Origin of the sequence: Streptomyces sp. XY431 (assembly GCF_001279805.1) — a bacterium.
Lineage (GTDB): Bacteria > Actinomycetota > Actinomycetes > Streptomycetales > Streptomycetaceae > Kitasatospora > Kitasatospora purpeofusca.
In genome coordinates this window covers 1-15,957 of record NZ_LGDO01000519.1, presented here as the reverse complement: position 1 = coordinate 15,957, position 15,957 = coordinate 1, and the positions used below count along the sequence as shown (strand labels likewise).

Here is a 15,957-nt window from a genome sequence, read left to right as displayed (position 1 = left end):
GGGCGCAGCCTACGGCGGGAGCGCGGCCCGGCGGGCTTGGACTCCTGGCGGGCGAATCCTCCCACGTGGCGAACCCCTCCGGTGGCGGCGGCACGACGCACCCGAGCGCCTCGCACCAGAAGCGGGCGAGGCGCTCGGGTTCCGCACAGTCGAAGGTGACCTGGAATTGCTTGATCGATGACATCGGCCCGCCATGGCGGCACGCACCGCCCACCGGGTCCCCTGGGCGGCCGTTGGTCGTTCCGCCTCTCGTCGGGGAGGCCCTGTGGTGTGGTCAGGCCGTGCGCTTCAGGTAGGCCTCGATCTCGTCGGCGGCGCGGGTGGCACCGCCCGCTTCCCGGATGAGCCGCTGCGCCTCGGTTCCCCGCTCCCGCACGGCCGCATCGGCGGCCACCTCGGTGATCGCGGCCCTCAGCAGGCTCACATCGGCCTCCGCCGGCAGCAGTACCTGACCGAGGCCCAGCTCGGCCACCCGCGCGGTGTTGGCCGCGACGTCCGGCCAGGACGGCACTCCGAGTATCGGGCAGCCGGCGTCCAGGGACTCCAGCACGCCGCCCATGCCGCCGTGGGTGATCATCAACCGGGCGTGACGGAGCACCGCCAAGTGCGAGACCCAGCGGTGGACCTCGACGTTGTCCGGCAGCAGACCGAGGTCGGCCGGGTCCATCCCCCCGCCGACCGAGATGACGGCGTGCCAGGGCAGCTCGGCGAAGGCGTCCACGCACAGTCGGAAGAACTCCGGATGCTTGTTGTGCACGGTCCCCATCGAGACCAGCGCCACCGGCAGGCCGCTCGCCGGGGGCTGCCACTCCCCCAGGAAGGAGCGGTCCGCGAGGCAGGGCCCGACGAAGGCGAAGCGCTCGTCGAAGCTCTCGCCGTACGGCTGGAAGAACCGCGGCACGTGGACGAGGTTGAGGCTCTCGGTGCGCATCATGAACTCGTGCACCGGCTCCTCGACGTCGTACGAGGCCAGCAACTCGGCCATCCGGACGCCGAATTCGACCATCACCTCCTCGGTGAGCGGGACTGCGCCGTCCGCCTCCATCATCTGCTGCACGAAGGAGTAGGTGTCGTTGGAGGCGAAGAACGGCGTCGACTGGACGGCCGGGATCCCCCAGGTGTGGGCCAGCACCCGGCCGGACTGGAAGGCCACGGCGTCGTAGACCACCGCGTCGGGCCTGGCGTCGCCGAACCATTCCTGGACCGCGCGCAGGACGGCGATGTTCTCGTCCAGGAAGATCAGCGGTGTGCGCCCGTTCTCGGGACCGCCCACGCTGTCCAGCGGCTGGGTGGAGTCGTAGCGCAGGTGTTCGGCGCCGACCTCGGCCAGGGCCTGGGCGAACTCGTCGACGGCCGCGTAGGTGACCCGGTGCCCGCGGCGTACCAGTTCACCGACGACCGCCAGAGTGGGGAAGACATGGCCGTGGGCCGGGATGTTGACCATCAGGATGTGGCTCACTGCTACTCCGTCGGTGTCGGGAGGAGGGAAGAAGGAAGAAGGAAGAAGGAAGAGGGAAGCGCGATGCGGGAAGGGGGAAGGAGCGCGGCAGGCCGCGCGGCTCAACTGGGGTCCTGGCCCGGGTCGGCCTCGGACTGCTGCGCGGACTGCTGCTCGGCGACCCACTGGGCGCCCGCGATCTCCTCGGCGCTCAGCTGCCGGCGCGGGATCCAGGCGGGGACGGTGCCCTCCTCGTTGCGGCCTTTGTCGAGGATCGCCAGGTTGTGGTAGAAGTGCGCGCCGGCCAGCGTCCGGTCGGTCCCGCTCGGGCGGTGCGCGGTCGGCGGCTCGTGCTCCTCGTGGTTGAGGCCGTCGAGCAGCTGCTTGAGGAATCCCATGCTGGTGGTCGGGTCGCCGAGCCGCTCCGAACTGCCGCCGTAGCCCGGCCAGTACGAGGTCTGCAGGTCCTCGATCACATAGAGCCCGCCCGGAACCACGTGTGGGAAGAGCGCGCCGAAGGCGGCGATGACGTCCGGGCAGTAGTGGCTGCCGTCGTCGATGACGATGTCGATCGGCCCGATCCGCTCGGCCAGCGCGGTGAGGAAGGCCGGGTCCGCCTGGTCGCCCTGGACGGTGTGGATCCGCTGCTCGCGCAGCGCCGTCTTGTCGTAGACGTCGACCCCGTAGACGAGACCCCGCCGGAAGAAGCGCTTCCACATCCGCAGCGAGCCACCGCCCGCCGCCGGATCGGCGTAACCGCCGATCCCCAGCTCCAGGACGGTGAGCGGCCGGTCCCGCAGCGGGGCGAAATGCCGGGCGTAGTGCTCGGTGTAGTAGTGCAGCCCCCACTTGTCCGACCCGTGGCGCAGCGACAACTCGGCCAGGTCGAGCGGCTGCTCCACCAAGCCGCGGAGCAGTTGCTGGACGACCGGGAAGGCCGCCAGTGCGGGCATCAGCCGAGCCGGGTCCTCGATGCCGTGCCAGGTGATCCTGGGCGTGCGGTTGCCTGCGGTGTGCCGGGCGCCGAAGACGGCGCGGGCCAGGTCGAGCAGGTCCAGCTCGACGGTGGCGCTGGGCTCGTCGGCCGGCCCGGTGCGGTGCTCGGCCTTGGGGCCGGCCAGCAGGTGGCGCCGGAGCACCTGGCCGTCGAAGGCGAGCTCGAACTGCACCACCACCGCCGCGGCGGCGGCGAGTTGCTCGCTCAGGTCGGCCCGGCCGACCAGTTCGTCCACCAGGTCGGCGGCCGTCTGCTCGGCGCCCGCCGACCTGATCACCGCTGCAAGCTGCTCCTCGGGCCCGTCCGCCGCCAGGACAAGGGCGCGGATCCGGCGCAGGCCGGTCTCGTGCGGGTCCGCGCCGTGGTCCGACGGGCCGTTCTCGTACTGTCCGTTCTCGTGCTGTCCGGTGAGGGCGGTCATGCGTGAGCCTTTCCACGAGGGAATCGAGAGGACGGGGAACGGATCAGGGCTTCTTCCAGGCCGGGGTGACGCCGTCGGTCATCGCCGGAGTCGGCGCAAGTGGCGGCGGTCACAACAGGCCGGGGCGCCGGAGCGGTCGATGCCGAGGCCGTAGGCGGTGGTCAGGACCTCCGACCGACCATCGGACCAGGTTGCACGGAGACTTGTTCGAACCACCCCTGCACGGACCGGGAGGTCCGGTACAGCTCCAGGCCGTGGGGCTCGGCCCCGACGCCGCCGCCGGAACAGGTACCCCGAACTCCTGACAGCTCCCGTGACCCGGCGTGGCGGAAGAGGTGGTGGTGCGGACCGTGCGTGGTGCGGCAGAAGTGGGCACGACAGCACAGTACGCAGAATACGGCGTCCGACCAGAGCTTCGGGAACTGTCTCGTGACGCGATATCGATACGCTATCCGGGTCTGGAAAAATGGCCGATAGCGTACCATCGGCATGCATTGTCCGCCCTCGGAAATGATTTGATTTCGGCCGGTCCGCCCGGGCGGGCCCACGGGGAAGTTCAGGGAACAGTGCGCCCCGCCTTCTTCTCGTCCTCATGGAATTCCGGTAGAACGCGGGGTGGCCACGCTCCGACGCTCAGCACACCGAGGGAGTGCGCCCGGGAGACCAGAGCCGGCCGGTTCGCGGCCTGGAAATGGCGCATCATCAGCCCGATGCGGTACTCGATGCCCTGCCGACTCAGATAGAGCGACGCCGCCAGCCGTGCGGTCGAGGTGCCGATCGCGACGCCTTCCAGAATGCGGACGTCCACGGCGGTCAGCCGCCGGACGTCCGCGCCGCCGGCAAGGTGCCCGCCCGTCGGACGGGCGTCGGCGGCGGGCTCGGACCGCGGCTGCCGCGGCGCGGGCTTGATCTCCTCGGAGGTCGCTGCCGGTGTCACTCCTCGGTCTTCCTTTCCTGTCGTCCGTGGTCTCAGGTCCGAAGCGTGCCGGCGAGGTGCTCGCGGAGCATGTTGGTCACCTCGTCCGCCCGGTCGCTGAGGTAGAAGTGCCCGCCGGGGAAGACCCTGAGGTCGAACGCCGCCGTCGTGCGGTCGCACCAGCGCCTGGCCTCGGGGACCGGGGTCCAGCGGTCCTGGTCCCCGACCACGGCGGTGACCGGGCAGTCGACCGCGGCGTCGCGGTCGGCCCGGTAGGCCCCCAGAGCCCGGTAGTCGCCGCGCAGCGCGGGCAGCACCATCCCCAGCAACTCCTCGTCCTCCAGGAGCCGGGCGTCGGTGCCGCTCATCGCTCTGACCTCGGCCACGATGCCCTCGTCGTCGAGCGGGTGGGCGAGCTCGGGCCCGTCCGCGGACGGCCCCTTCCGACCGGAGACGAAGAGGTGGTCGATCCGACCGCCCGCGCGCTCGATCCGCCGCGCCACCTCGAAGGCGACCAGCGCGCCCATGCTGTGCCCGAAGAGAGTCAGGGGGAGGTCGTCCCAGCGGCGCAGCGCTTCGGTCACTTCGTCGGCCATGCGGTGCAGGTCCTGGACACCGGGTTCCTCCCGGCGGTCCTGCCTGCCGGGGTACTGCACGGCCAGGAGGTCGACCGGGCCGCACAGCGCGGCGGACACCGGGAAGTAGAAACTCGCCGAGCCGCCGGCGTGCGGAAAGCAGACCAGTCGGCGCGTGGCTGTCGGCGAGGGATGGAAGCGGCGGCACCACAGGTCGCTGCCCAAGGAGAGGGAGGTCATGTCGGCCTTTCATTCCTTTCGAGAAATCCGCGCGGTGCCTGCGGGCGGGGTGTGGTGACCACGTGGGGCACCCTCGGCAACGGCGGCCGACTGGTACGTGCTGATACGGGAATCTCCGATCGACGGCGCTCGGCGAGTCACGAGCGCGGCATATGACAGCCTGCCATGTCCATCGGAATATCAGCAAGTACGCATCGGACCGTACCCGACCGCTCATGTCCGGTTCGATTCCGGCTGTTTCGCCAGCGAATGGTGGGAACGTTGTGGCGCGGAGCAATCCTGTGGAGGCGGGTGCCGGCAGCCACGCGCCGTGGACCCGTTCGTCCGACCCGGTGCGGCTGCGCGGCGAGCACGGGCACGGGCACGGGTACCCGGTGGAACAGTGGGGCAAGCCCGATCGGGTGCTGCGCCAGGCTCCCCGTCCGGTGAGCGGCGGCGCCGGGCGCCGGCCTGTCCCGACTGCCGTGACGGTGCCGCGCAGCGTAAACCCGGCATGAGCGCAAGACCTGTGCTCTAGGAATACATCTAGATACGACAGGACCGCGTTGACCCGCACCAGGCCACCCAAGACGCTGGTGGCAGTCTTGCCCACCGGTCGTGCGACGAAGAGGACTCTCTTGAACTTCCTGTTGCTGGGCCCGCTTTCGGTCCGGTTGAACGCACGTGAGGTGCATGTGTCGGCGCCGAGGCAGCGCGTGGTCATGGCGGCGCTCCTGCTCAACGCCAACCGGGTGATCTCGGTGGACCGGATCGCCGAGTACGTCTGGGACAACGCCCCGCCGCCGAGTGCCGCCGCGACCGTCCGCACCTATGTGATGCGCCTGCGGCAGTCGCTGGGCGAGCACGCCTCCGCCCGGATCCTCACCCGGGCGCCCGGCTACCTCCTCGAACTCGGCGAGCACGAGAGCGATCTCGGACAGTTCACGGCCCACCGCCGGCGCGCCGCGGAGCTGGCCGAGCGCGGAGACCTGGAGGGCTCCTCCGCCGAGCTGGCCGAGGCGCTCGCCCTGTGGCGCGAGGAACCGCTGGTCGACATCCCGTCACGGCGACTGCGCGACGTGGAGGGCCGCTACCTCCAGGAGCTCCGCCTGCAGACCACGGAGCTGCGGTTCGACGCGGAGCTGGCGCTGCTGCGGCACGCCGAGGTCGTGCCGGAGCTGACGCGGCTGGTGCGCAAGCACCCCTTGCGGGAAGCCCTGGTGGGCAAACTGATGCTGGCACTGTTCCGCTCGGGACGGCAGTCGGAGGCCCTGGACCTCTACCGGCGCACCCGGGTGCTGCTCGTCGAGCAACTCGGCGCCGAGCCGGGCGCCGAGCTGCGCGCGGTCCACCGGAGCATCCTCTCGGCCCACGACCGGCCCCGTACGCCGGACCCGCTGAAGCAGCCCTCGACGGCCCCGGAGGCGGCCGTCGCGACGGTGCCGCCCGCCGCCTGGGAGAGGTCCTGCTGGCCGAGTCCGGCGCAGCTCCCCTCGGTCCCGCTCCCGCTGTCGGCCCGCTCCGGTGCGCTCGCGCGACTGCAGCACTTCCTCACGACCGGCACGATGCCGGCGGGCATGGTGGCGACGGCGGTGGTGACCGGCCGGGGCGGTGTCGGCAAGAGCGCGCTGGCCCTGCACGCGGCGCACGCCGTGCGCGCCTCCGCGGTGCACGGCCAGCTCTACGCGGACCTCGGCGGAGCCGCGCGGCCGCTGACCGCCCGGGCGGTGCTGCCGCGGTTCCTGGCGGACCTCGGTGTGCCCCGGGACGAGATACCCGAGGAGGAGTCGGAACGGGAGAGCCTCTACCGCTCGCTCACCGCGGGCCGCCGGCTGCTGGTGGTCCTCGACAACGCCTCCAGCACCGCGCAGGTACGGCCGCTGATACCCGGCAGCGGGGGCAGCAGGCTGCTGGTGACCAGCCGACGGCGGCTGGCCGACCTGGAGGGGGCGCGCACCCTTCTGCTCGACCCGCTGGACGACGCCGGATCGCTGGAACTGCTGGGCAACATCGTCGGCCCGGCCAGGATCGGCGCCGAACCGCGGGCGGCCCGTTCGGTGCTGACGGTCTGCGCGGGCCTGCCGCTGGCGATCCGGATCACGGGGACCCGGCTGCTGGAGCGCCCGCACTGGAGCATCGGGCACTTCGCCCGCCGGCTCACCGAGGCCCCGCGGCTGCTGGACGAACTGTTCGCGGGCGACCTCGGTGTCCGGCCCTCCCTCGACGCCGACCACGCCGGGCTCCGGCAGACGACTCCGGCCGAGGCCGGCCCGGCGGCGGTCGACCCGGCCGAGGTGTTCACCGCGCTGGGGGCCGCCGGAGCGTGTTCGGTCTCCAGCAGCAGGGTCGCGGTGATGCTCGGCTGCCCCGAGGCACAGGCCGAGGAGGCGCTGGACGCCCTGGTCGAGGCGAATCTGCTGGGTGCGCCGACGGAGGGGCGCTACCGGCTGGACGCGCTGCTGCAGGCGTACGCCGTCGAGCAGGCGCAGGCGGCCGCCGTGGGCCGGCACGACCACCCGTACAGGCGCGCCGGGTGACCCTGCCGACGGCCCGGCGACCGGCGTCCGGGGGCCCGGCCCCCCTTCGCCCGACCGCCTTCCCACGAACCGCCTTCGCACCGACCGCCTTCGCGCCGATTCCTTCCGCCCCCATCCGCTTCGCCCCGATCCCCTTCGAGAGGACCCCCTCGCCATGGCCGACCAGACGACAGCCACCGATGACCTGCTCGCCTACGTCCGGGAGGTCTCCCTCCGCGACGACGACCTGCTGAGGGAGCTGCGGGAGACCACCGCGGACCTGCCTGGCGGGACCGCCATGCAGGTGATGGCGGAGGAAGGCCAACTGCTGTCCCTGTTGGTCGGGTTGACGGGCGCACGGGCGGTGCTGGAGATCGGCACCTTCACCGGCTACAGCACCCTGTGCATGGCCCGCGCACTCCCGGCCGACGGAGTGCTGGTGTCCTGCGACATCGAGGACCGGTGGCCGGCCATCGGGGCCGACTTCTGGAAGCGGGACGGGGTCGACTCCCGGATCGACCTGCGGATCGGCGACGCCTCCGCCACCCTGGACGCGCTGCTGGCCGAGCGTGGTCCGGAGAGCTTCGACCTGGTGTTCATCGACGCGGACAAGGCCAACTACGTCTCCTACTACGAGAGTTCGCTGGCCCTGCTGCGCTCCGGCGGTCTGATCGTGGTCGACAACACCCTCTTCTTCGGCCGGGTCGCCGATCCGGCCGCGACGGACCCGGACACCGCCGGGGTCCGGGCCCTGAACCGGCTGCTGCACCAGGACCCCCGGGTGGAGCTGTCGCTGCTGGTGATGGCCGACGGGATCACGCTCGTCCGCAAGCGCTGAGGGCGGCGGGCCGGAGCCCGGGAGCGCCGGACCGCCGCGGCGGTCACGACCTTCCCGGGCTCCTTTCCGGCACGCCCAGGTCCGGCACGCCAAGGTCCGGCACGCCCAGGTCGACTGCGTCCACGGTGACGACGGTGGACACCACGCGCGGGCCGGGGACCAGGTGCAGGCGCTGGAGTCCGGTGTCCTCCGGAGCCGGTGCGAGGATCGCGGAACACGGGCACGGGGCTTCGTCCAGGCCCTCGAAGCCCGCGAACCGGTAGGCGATCTCCATCATCCGGTTGCGTTCGGTCTCCCGGAAGTCGGCGACCAGGTGGACTCCGGACCGGGCGGCGGAGTCGGCCAGCCAGTTCAGCAGGGTCGCGCCGGCACCGTAGGCGACGACCCGGCAGGAGGTGGCGAGCAGCTTGAGGTGCCACAGGCCCGGGTGCCGTTCCAGCAGCAGGACGCCGACCGCGCCGTGCGGGCCGAACCGGTCGGTGAGGGTGACCACCAGGACCTCGTGCCGGGGGTCGGTGATCAGGCCCCGCAGCACCGCGTCCGGATAGTGGACCCCGGTCGCGTTCATCTGGCTGGTGCGCAGAGTGAGTTCCTCGACCCGGGACAGCTCCTCGCCGGTGGCCCGGCCGATGCGCATCCGCAGGTCCAGGGAGCGCAGGAACTCCTCGTCGGGGCCGGGGGCGGCCGCCCGCTCCGCCTCGCGGCGGAAGCCCGCCTGGTACATCTGGCGGCGCCGCCGGGAGTCGACGGTGCTGGTCGCGGGGGTGAACTCGGCGAGTCCGGGGAGGGCGAGGACCTCCTCGGCCGGGTAGCAACGGACCTCGGGAAGGTGGAAGGCCACCTCGGCGCGCTCGGCAGGCCGGTCGTCGACGAAGGCGACGGTCGTGAGCGCGAAGTTCAGCCGGTCGGCGATCCGGCGCACCGACTCGGACTTGGCGCCCCACCCGATCTCCGGCAGGACGAAGTACTCGGCCAGGCCGAACGCCTCCAGCCGGGCCCAGGCGTGCTCGTGGTCGTTGCGGCTGGCGACGGACTGCAGGATGCCCCGGGAGTCGAGCTCCATCACCACCTTGCGCACCTCGTCCGGCAGGTGCACCTCGCCGTCCTCCAGCAGCGTGCCCTGCCAGAGGGTGTCGTCCAGGTCCCAGACCAGGCACTTGACGGTGTCGACCATGTCGTCCTTCCTCGTCCTCTCGGCCGCGGGCCCGCTCACGGTGCCCCCGCGGTGGCGAGGGCGTGCTGCGCCAGCATCAGCCGGCACAGCTCGTTGCTGCCCTCGATGATCTCCATCAGCTTGGCGTCCCGGTACGCCCGGGCCACCGCGTGCCCGTCCCGGGACCCGGCCGAGGCCAGTACCTGGACGGCCGTCGCCGCGCCCCGGGCGGCCTGGGTCGCACTCACGTGCTTGGCCAGTACGGTCGCCACCACCTGGTCCGGCGACCCGTCGTCCCAGCAGCGGCTGGCGTGCTCGCAGGCCCGCGTCGCCACCTGCTCCGCCGTGTAGAGGTCGGCGAGGTGTCCGGCGACGAGCTGGTGCTCCGCGAGCGGCCGACCGAACTGCTCCCGTCCGGCGGCGTGTGCGGTGGCCGCCGCCAGACAGGCCCGCAAGATGCCCACGCATCCCCAGGCGACGGACATCCGCCCGTAGGCCAGCGCGGTCGTCACCAGCAGGGCGGGTGGCAGCCCGTGACCCCCCAGGACGCTGTCGGCCGGCAACCGCACCCCGTCGAGGTGGATGTCGGCGTGCCCGGCCGCGCGGCAGCCGAGCGGGTCGGCGATCCGCTCGATCCGGAGGCCGGGTGTGTCGGCGGGCACCACGACGGCCACCGCGCCGTCCTCGTAGCGGCCGACGACGACCAGCAGGTCGGCGTAGTGGGCTGCGGTCACCCACTTCTTGTGCCCGTCGACGACGACCGCGTCGCCGTCGCGGCGGACGGTCGTCGTCATCGCCGAGAGGTCGCTGCCGGCACCGGGCTCGCTGAAGCCGACCGCCGCCAGTGCCCCGCCGGTCAGCCGGGGGAGGTGGGCGGCCGACTGCTCGGCGGTGCCCAGGCGCTGGATGGTCCAGGCCGCCATGCCTTGGGAGGTCATCACGCTGCGCAGCGAGCTGCACAGGCCGCCCACGTGGGCGGTGTACGCGCCGCTGTGCGTGCTGCTGAGCCCCCAGCCGCCGAACTGCTCCGGGACTTCGGCGCACAGTCGGCCCTCGGCGCCGAGTTCGCGCAGCAGCGTCCGAGGGATCAGGCCGCTCCGGTCCCACTCCCCCGCCAGGTCGCCGACCCGCAGGGTGACGGAGGTCATGGCACCGCTCAGGTCCTCACCCATTCCGGCCGCCCGCGGCGGGCACCCGGAGCCGGTCCACCAGCTCCGCCATCCGCCGGACGGTGCGGAAGTTGTCCAGCCGAAGGTCCGCGCCGCGGACGGCGATGGCGTAGGTCTTCTCCAGGTGCACCACCACCTGCATGGCGAACAGGGACGACAGGCCGCCGGCGTCGAACAGGTCGGTGTCGGCGTCCCAGGCGGTTCCGGTGCGCGTCTCCAGGAATCCCAGCAGCTCCTTCTCCAGGTCGTGGGTGTTGGGCGTGTTCGCTGTGGTCATGGCCTTCTCCTCGTCGGGGTGATCGGGTGCGGTGCTCGGCTCGGGCGCGGTGCTCGGCTCGGGCGCGGTGCTCAGCCGTAGTCGTAGAAGCCGCGCCCGGACTTGCGGCCCAGCCGCCCCTCGCGGACCAGCCGGAGCAGCAGTTCGGTGGGGCGGCAGCCGTCGTCGCCGGTGCGTTCGTGGAGGACGGTGAGGGAGTCGACAAGGTTGTCGATGCCGATCAGGTCCGCGGTGCGCAGCGGGCCGGTGGGGTGTCCCAGGCAGCCCTGCATCAGGGCGTCGACGTCCTCGGCGGTCGCCGTGCCCTCCTCCACGACCCGGGCCGCGTCGTTGATCATCGGGTGCAGGATGCGGCTGGTCACGAAGCCGGGTGCGTCCCGGACGACCACCGCGCGCCGCCGCAGGGCCGTGAGCAGGGCCGCCACGGCGGCCATCGCGGCGTCCCCGGTCCTGGCGCCGCGGACCACTTCGGCGGTGCCGATCAGGTAGGGCGGGTTCATGAAGTGGGTGCCGACCAGTTCCTCCGGACGCTCCAGGGCCCCGGCCAGTTCGTCGACGGGGATGGAGGAGGTGTTGGTGATCAGCAGGGTTCCGGGCCGGACCAGCCCCGAGACCTCGGACAGCACCGCGGCCTTGATCGCGGCGTTCTCGGTGACCGCCTCCACGACGGCGGTGGCTCCGGCGGCGGCCTTGAGCGAGGTGCCGGTGGCCAGGGTGCCGAGGGCCGTCCCGGCCGGCAGGGCGCCCATCAGCTCGGCCAGCCGGAGTTCGCCGTCGATCAGGCCCGAGGCCCGGTCGAGCCGTTCCCGGTCGATGTCGACCAGGTGGACCGGCAGGCCGTGCCCGAGGGCGAGGACGGTGATTCCGACGCCCATCACCCCGGCTCCCAGCACGGTGAGGGCGGGTCGTGCGGGGGGATCGTCGTACGGGGCCGCGGTCAACGGGGTCTCCTTCGTCTTCACAGGTCGTCGGGGGTGCGCAGGGTGCTGCCGAGCCAGTCGGCGACGGCGTCGCCGGTGGTCGCGACATGCTGTTCCATGATCGAGAAGTGGTCGCCGGGAACGTCGACGACGGTGTCGGCGCCGTCCCAGGTCGAGCGCCAGTCACCGGCCTCGGCGGACGGGCGGCCGAGCGGGGTGGAAGCGCGGACCAGCAGCAGCGGGGCACTGACCGCCGGGGGTTTCCAGTCGTCGAGCAGACGGAAGTAGCCGCCCATCGCGGTCAGCCTGGTCCCGTCCATCGGGGCCGCCCGGTCCTCGCGGGCGAACATGCCGCCCAGCAGGACGTCGTTGAACTGGGTGATGCCCTGGTTGTCGGAGAGGTAGGTGTCCAGCAGCACCACGGCCGCCGGGCCCTTGCCCCGCCGCTCCAGCTCGGCGGCCACCCCGTGGGCGAGCGTGCCGCCGGAGGAGGAGCCGGCCAGGACGAGCGTCCGTCCGGGCAGTTCCCGGAGCAGTGTGGTCGCCTGGAAGTCCAGCAGGGCCGCCATGTCGGCGGGCAGTTCCTCCTCGGGGGTGAATCCGGGGGCGTCCAGGGCGGCGACCGCGTAGCGGTCCCGGAACCGGGAGGCGAAGCGGGCGTACTGGTGGGCGCCGCCGAGAGCCACGATGGAGCCGAAGCAGACGAGCACGGGGGCGTCCGCGCGCTCGTTCAGTCGCAGCAGCCGCGGGCCGGTACCGGCGGCCGCGAGGTCGCCGCCGCCGTGGAAGGCCGGGCGCAGGGCGGAGGCGTTCTTGAGCAGGGCGATGCCCTCGTCGATCCGGCCGAGCACGCAGGCCCGGCGGAACAGCACGCTCACCGGGTCGGCGTCGGCGGTGTCGGCATCGGTGCCCGGTACGGCGGCTCCGGGTGCGCCGGTTCCGGGTGCGGGTGCCGTTCCGGGCCGGGGGGTGTCCTCCGTCCGGGCCTCGGTGGCGAGGCGCGCCGCAAGCGCGGCGGGGGTGCCGCTGTCGAAGACGGCGGAGGGCCGCAACCGCAGTCCGGTGGCGGCGGCCAGCCGGTTGCGGAGCTCGACCGCGGTCAACGAGTCGAACCCGACGGAGAGGAAGGGCACCGTCGCGGACAGCGCCCCGGAGTCGGTGTGGCCGAGGACCTCGGCGGCCTGGGCGAGGACGAGTTCGCGCAGGACGAGTTCGCGTTCCTGGTCGTCGGCGGCGGCAGCCAGCCGGCGCCGCAGCGCTGCGGCGGCGGTCGGCGTGCTCCGCGCTCCGGTCGTCACGACCGGACTGCGCCGGACCAGGGAGCGCAGCATCGGGTGCACCGGGTCGTCGCCGCGCGCGGTGAGGTCGAGGTGGGCCAGCACCACGGGGCTCCCGTCCCCCGGCGGGGCGGCGTCCGCGGCGCACACGGCGTCCAGCAGGGCCATGGCCTCCTCGTCGGAGAGACCCCGGGCGCCGCGCCGGTCGATGCGCCGCCGGTCGGGGCCGTCGAGCTCCGCCGTCATCCCGCTCACCCGCTCCCAGGGGCCCCAGGCCAGTGACAGGCCGGGGAGTCCGAGCCGTCGACGTTCCGCGACGAGGGCGTCGAGCGCGGCGTTGGCGGCCGAGTACGACGCCTGGCCGGGGCTGCCCAGCACGCCCGCGGCGGAGGAGAACACGACGAACGCGGAGAGGTCCGCTCCGCGCGTCAGCCGGTCGAGGTGGCGGGCGGCGTCGAACTTGGGCTGCAGGACGGCGGTCATCCGCTCCCCCGTCAGCCCGTCCAGCAGACCGTCGTCGAGCACTCCGGCGGTGTGGACCACCGCGCACAGGGGATGGCGTTCGGGGACGGCCGCCAGGGCGGCGGCCAGGGCTCGACGGTCGGACACATCGCAGCTGAGGGAGGTCAGTTCGGCTCCGGCCTCGGCCAGCTCCGCCGTCAGCTCCGGCATGCCGGGGGCCTCGGCGCCGCGACGGCTCAGCACGAGGAGGTGGCGTACCCCGTGCGCGGCGACCAGATGGCGCGCCAGGACGGCCGCGAGGGAGCCGCCGCCGCTCACCAGTACCGTCCCCTCGGAGGATCCGAACGGGCCGGCCGGCCGGACCGTCATCGCGGTGGCCGTGGTGGCGGTGGCGGGCGCGGGCGCGGTGGCGGTGGTCGGCGGCCGTACCAGTCGGGGCGCGTGCAGGACGCCGCCGCGCAGGGCCGCCTGCGGCTCGCCCGTGGCGAGGAGGTCGGCGAGCGCGTCGCCGAGACCGTCCGGGTCCGGCCCTTCGGTGTCCAGCAGCACGAACCGGTCGGGGTGTTCCAGCTGAGCGGCCCTCAGCAGGCCCCACACGGCCGCAGCGCCGAGGTCGGCCGGCTGGGGCTGCGCACCGAGCGGGCCGGTCGCCCCTCGGGTGAGCACCACCAAGGGCGTACGGGCGGTGCTGTCGTCGGCCAGGTGGGCCTGAACACGGTCCAGGACCTCGGCCGCGACCGCGTGCACCACCGCGGGGTCCGCGTCCCCGGTCACGGTGCCGGCGGACGGGGGGCAGGTCATCAGCAGCGCGTCGGGTGTCGCGGACAGCGGATCGGCGGGGAAGCCGGCCGGCAGCAGCCGCTCGTCCCGCGGGCCGAGCAGGCCCCAACGGGTGACCGGGCGTGGGCCGGGCCCGGCGGTGACCGGCGTCCAGCCGACGTGGAAGACGGAGCCGGCGGACGCCCGCAGTGCGGCGGTGGACGCCGTGCGCAGGGTGAGCGAGCCGACCGTCGCCACGGTGCGCCCCGAGGGATCGGTGATCCGCGCGGTGACGGCATCGGGACCGTCGGGGCTCAGCCGGACGCGCAGGACCGGCGCGTCGGAGGCCTCGATCGCGACGCGCTGCCAGGAGAACGGCAGGGGGACGCCGTCGGCGGGCTCCGCGGTCGCGGCGCCTTCGCGCAGACCGGTCGTCTGGAGGGCGGCGTCCAGGAGGGCCGGGTGCACTCCGAAGCCGTCCGCTCCGATGCCGGGGAGGCCGTCGGGCCGGGCCACTTCGGCGTGGATCGCGTCCGGGGTGCGCCATGCGGCGCGCAGGCCCCGGAACGCCGGGCCGTAGGCGACACCGCGTGCTTCGAGCAGCCCGTACAGTTCCTCCACGTCCAGCGGGACGGCGTCGGGCGGGGGCCACGTACCGACCGGATCGGCCGTGTCGTCCCGGTCGGCCGAGGGGTCCAGGGGGCCGACCGTGCCGGTCGCGTGCCGGGTCCAGGGCCGGTCGGCGGCACCGGGGGTGGCCTCGGGCCGGGAGTGGACCTCCACCGGACGCCGCCCCGTGCCGTCCTCGGCACCCACCCGTACCCGCAGTTGTACGGCGTGGTCGTCGGCGGCGCCGCCGGGCAGCAGCAGCGGGGCGGCGAGGGTCAGTTCCTCCACGAGAGCGCAGCCGAGGCGGCGGCCCACGTGCGCGGCCAGCTCCACGAGGGCCGCGCCGGGCAGGATGACGGCGCCGGCCACGGCGTGGTCGACGAGCCAGGGGTGGGTGGCCGGGGAGAGCCGACCGGTGAACAGGGTGCCCGCGTCGTCGGGCAGTTCGACCGCGGCGCCGAGCAGCGGGTGGTCCGCGGCGGACTGGCCGACGGCCGCCCGGTCGTGGTCCGCCGACAGGGCGTCGAGCCAGTAGCGGCGTCGCTGGAAGGCGTAGGTGGGCAGGTCCACCCGCTGGGCGCCGGTTCCCGCGAACAGCCGTTCCCAGTCGACGCGCAGGCCCCGGACGTGTGCCTCGGCGAGGGCGAGCTGGAGCCGGCGGAGCCCTCCGGCCCCGCGCCGCAGGGTGTCGAGCACCAGCGTCTCCGGGGCGCCCGCGTCGGCGGCCGTGTCCTCGATCGCGTACATCAGGGCGGGCTGGGGGCCGGACTCGATGAAGACGCGGTGCCCGGCCGCGAGGAGCGAGCGGGTCGCCCGCTCGAACTCGACGCCCTGCCGGAGGTTTCGGTACCAGTACTCGGCGTCCAGGGCCTTCGTGTCCAGCAGGTCGCCGGTCACGCCGGAGTAGTAGGGCACCGAACCCGAGCGGGGGGTGATGCCGTCCAGGTCCGAGAGCAACCGCTCGCGGATCTCCTCCACCTGCGAGGAGTGCGACGCGAAGTCGACTTCGATGCGACTCGCCCACACTCCTTCCTCCAGGAGTTGCTCCACCAGTGCCGTGACGGCGTCCGCGTCGCCCGACACCACGGTCGACGACGGCCCGTTGACCGCCGCCACCGACAGCCGCTCCCCCCACGGGGCTATCCGCTCCCGCGCCGCGTCCACCGGCAGCGGCACCGAGGCCATACCGCCACGACCCGCCAGCACCCCCACCGCACGGGACCGCAGCGCGGCCACCCGGGCCCCGTCGTCGAGACTCAGGCCGCCGGCCACGCAGGCGGCAGCGATCTCACCCTGGGAGTGGCCGACCACGGCGTCCGGCACCACACCGAACGAACGCCACACCTCCGCCAACGACACCATCACCGCCCACAGCACCGGCTGCACCACATCCACCCGCGCCAACAGCACC

The 15,957-nt window shown here is 73.4% G+C and carries 11 protein-coding genes and 1 pseudogene; 2 read left to right on the top strand and 10 right to left on the bottom strand.

What is annotated here, in order from left to right:
- Positions 1–4 precede the first annotated feature (4 nt).
- From ADK60_RS42855 to ADK60_RS39420, 5 genes and pseudogenes are all read right to left on the bottom strand, one after another.
- Positions 5–184: pseudogene (locus ADK60_RS42855) on the bottom strand (VOC family protein); the annotation flags it as partial.
- A gap of 90 nt (positions 185–274) precedes the next feature.
- Positions 275–1,459: a macrolide family glycosyltransferase gene (locus ADK60_RS39435; protein WP_053651728.1), complete on the bottom strand. Its 1,185-nt coding sequence runs from the start codon at positions 1,457–1,459 to the stop codon at positions 275–277.
- A gap of 101 nt (positions 1,460–1,560) precedes the next feature.
- A complete protein-coding gene (locus ADK60_RS39430; protein ID WP_053651727.1) occupies positions 1,561–2,856 on the bottom strand; it encodes a class I SAM-dependent methyltransferase in 1,296 nt (431 codons plus the stop codon).
- 556 nt (positions 2,857–3,412) lie between these two features.
- Positions 3,413–3,793, bottom strand: a complete 381-nt coding sequence (locus tag ADK60_RS39425; protein WP_053651725.1) for a helix-turn-helix transcriptional regulator — start codon at positions 3,791–3,793, stop codon at positions 3,413–3,415.
- A 32-nt stretch (positions 3,794–3,825) separates the two neighbouring features.
- On the bottom strand, positions 3,826–4,587 hold the full coding sequence (locus ADK60_RS39420) for a thioesterase II family protein (protein ID WP_045942680.1): 762 nt from the start codon (positions 4,585–4,587) through the stop codon (positions 3,826–3,828).
- A gap of 575 nt (positions 4,588–5,162) precedes the next feature.
- Here ADK60_RS39420 and ADK60_RS39415 point away from each other — a divergent pair.
- Positions 5,163–7,103, top strand: a complete 1,941-nt coding sequence (locus ADK60_RS39415; RefSeq protein WP_286185330.1) for an AfsR/SARP family transcriptional regulator — start codon at positions 5,163–5,165, stop codon at positions 7,101–7,103.
- A gap of 154 nt (positions 7,104–7,257) precedes the next feature.
- Positions 7,258–7,920, top strand: coding sequence for an O-methyltransferase (locus ADK60_RS39410; RefSeq protein WP_053651721.1), 663 nt, complete (start codon positions 7,258–7,260; stop codon positions 7,918–7,920).
- A 43-nt stretch (positions 7,921–7,963) separates the two neighbouring features.
- On the opposite strand, the gene ADK60_RS39405 is transcribed toward ADK60_RS39410, so the two are convergent.
- The 5 genes from ADK60_RS39405 to ADK60_RS39385 form a co-directional block, all read right to left on the bottom strand.
- A complete protein-coding gene (locus ADK60_RS39405; RefSeq protein ID WP_053651719.1) occupies positions 7,964–9,094 on the bottom strand; it encodes an HAD-IIIC family phosphatase in 1,131 nt (376 codons plus the stop codon).
- A 35-nt stretch (positions 9,095–9,129) separates the two neighbouring features.
- Positions 9,130–10,245 (bottom strand): acyl-CoA dehydrogenase family protein, encoded by a 1,116-nt coding sequence (locus ADK60_RS39400; RefSeq protein ID WP_045942676.1) that lies wholly within the window; start codon positions 10,243–10,245, stop codon positions 9,130–9,132.
- On the bottom strand, positions 10,238–10,519 hold the full coding sequence (locus ADK60_RS39395) for an acyl carrier protein (protein ID WP_045942675.1): 282 nt from the start codon (positions 10,517–10,519) through the stop codon (positions 10,238–10,240). Before ADK60_RS39395 ends, ADK60_RS39400 begins: the two co-directional genes overlap by 8 nt.
- Before the next feature lie 71 nt (positions 10,520–10,590).
- Positions 10,591–11,460: a 3-hydroxyacyl-CoA dehydrogenase family protein gene (locus ADK60_RS39390; RefSeq protein WP_045942674.1), complete on the bottom strand. Its 870-nt coding sequence runs from the start codon at positions 11,458–11,460 to the stop codon at positions 10,591–10,593.
- Between the two features lie 17 nt (positions 11,461–11,477).
- Positions 11,478–15,957 (bottom strand): SDR family NAD(P)-dependent oxidoreductase (locus tag ADK60_RS39385; RefSeq protein ID WP_053651717.1); only part of this gene is annotated, 4,480 nt, incomplete at its 5' end.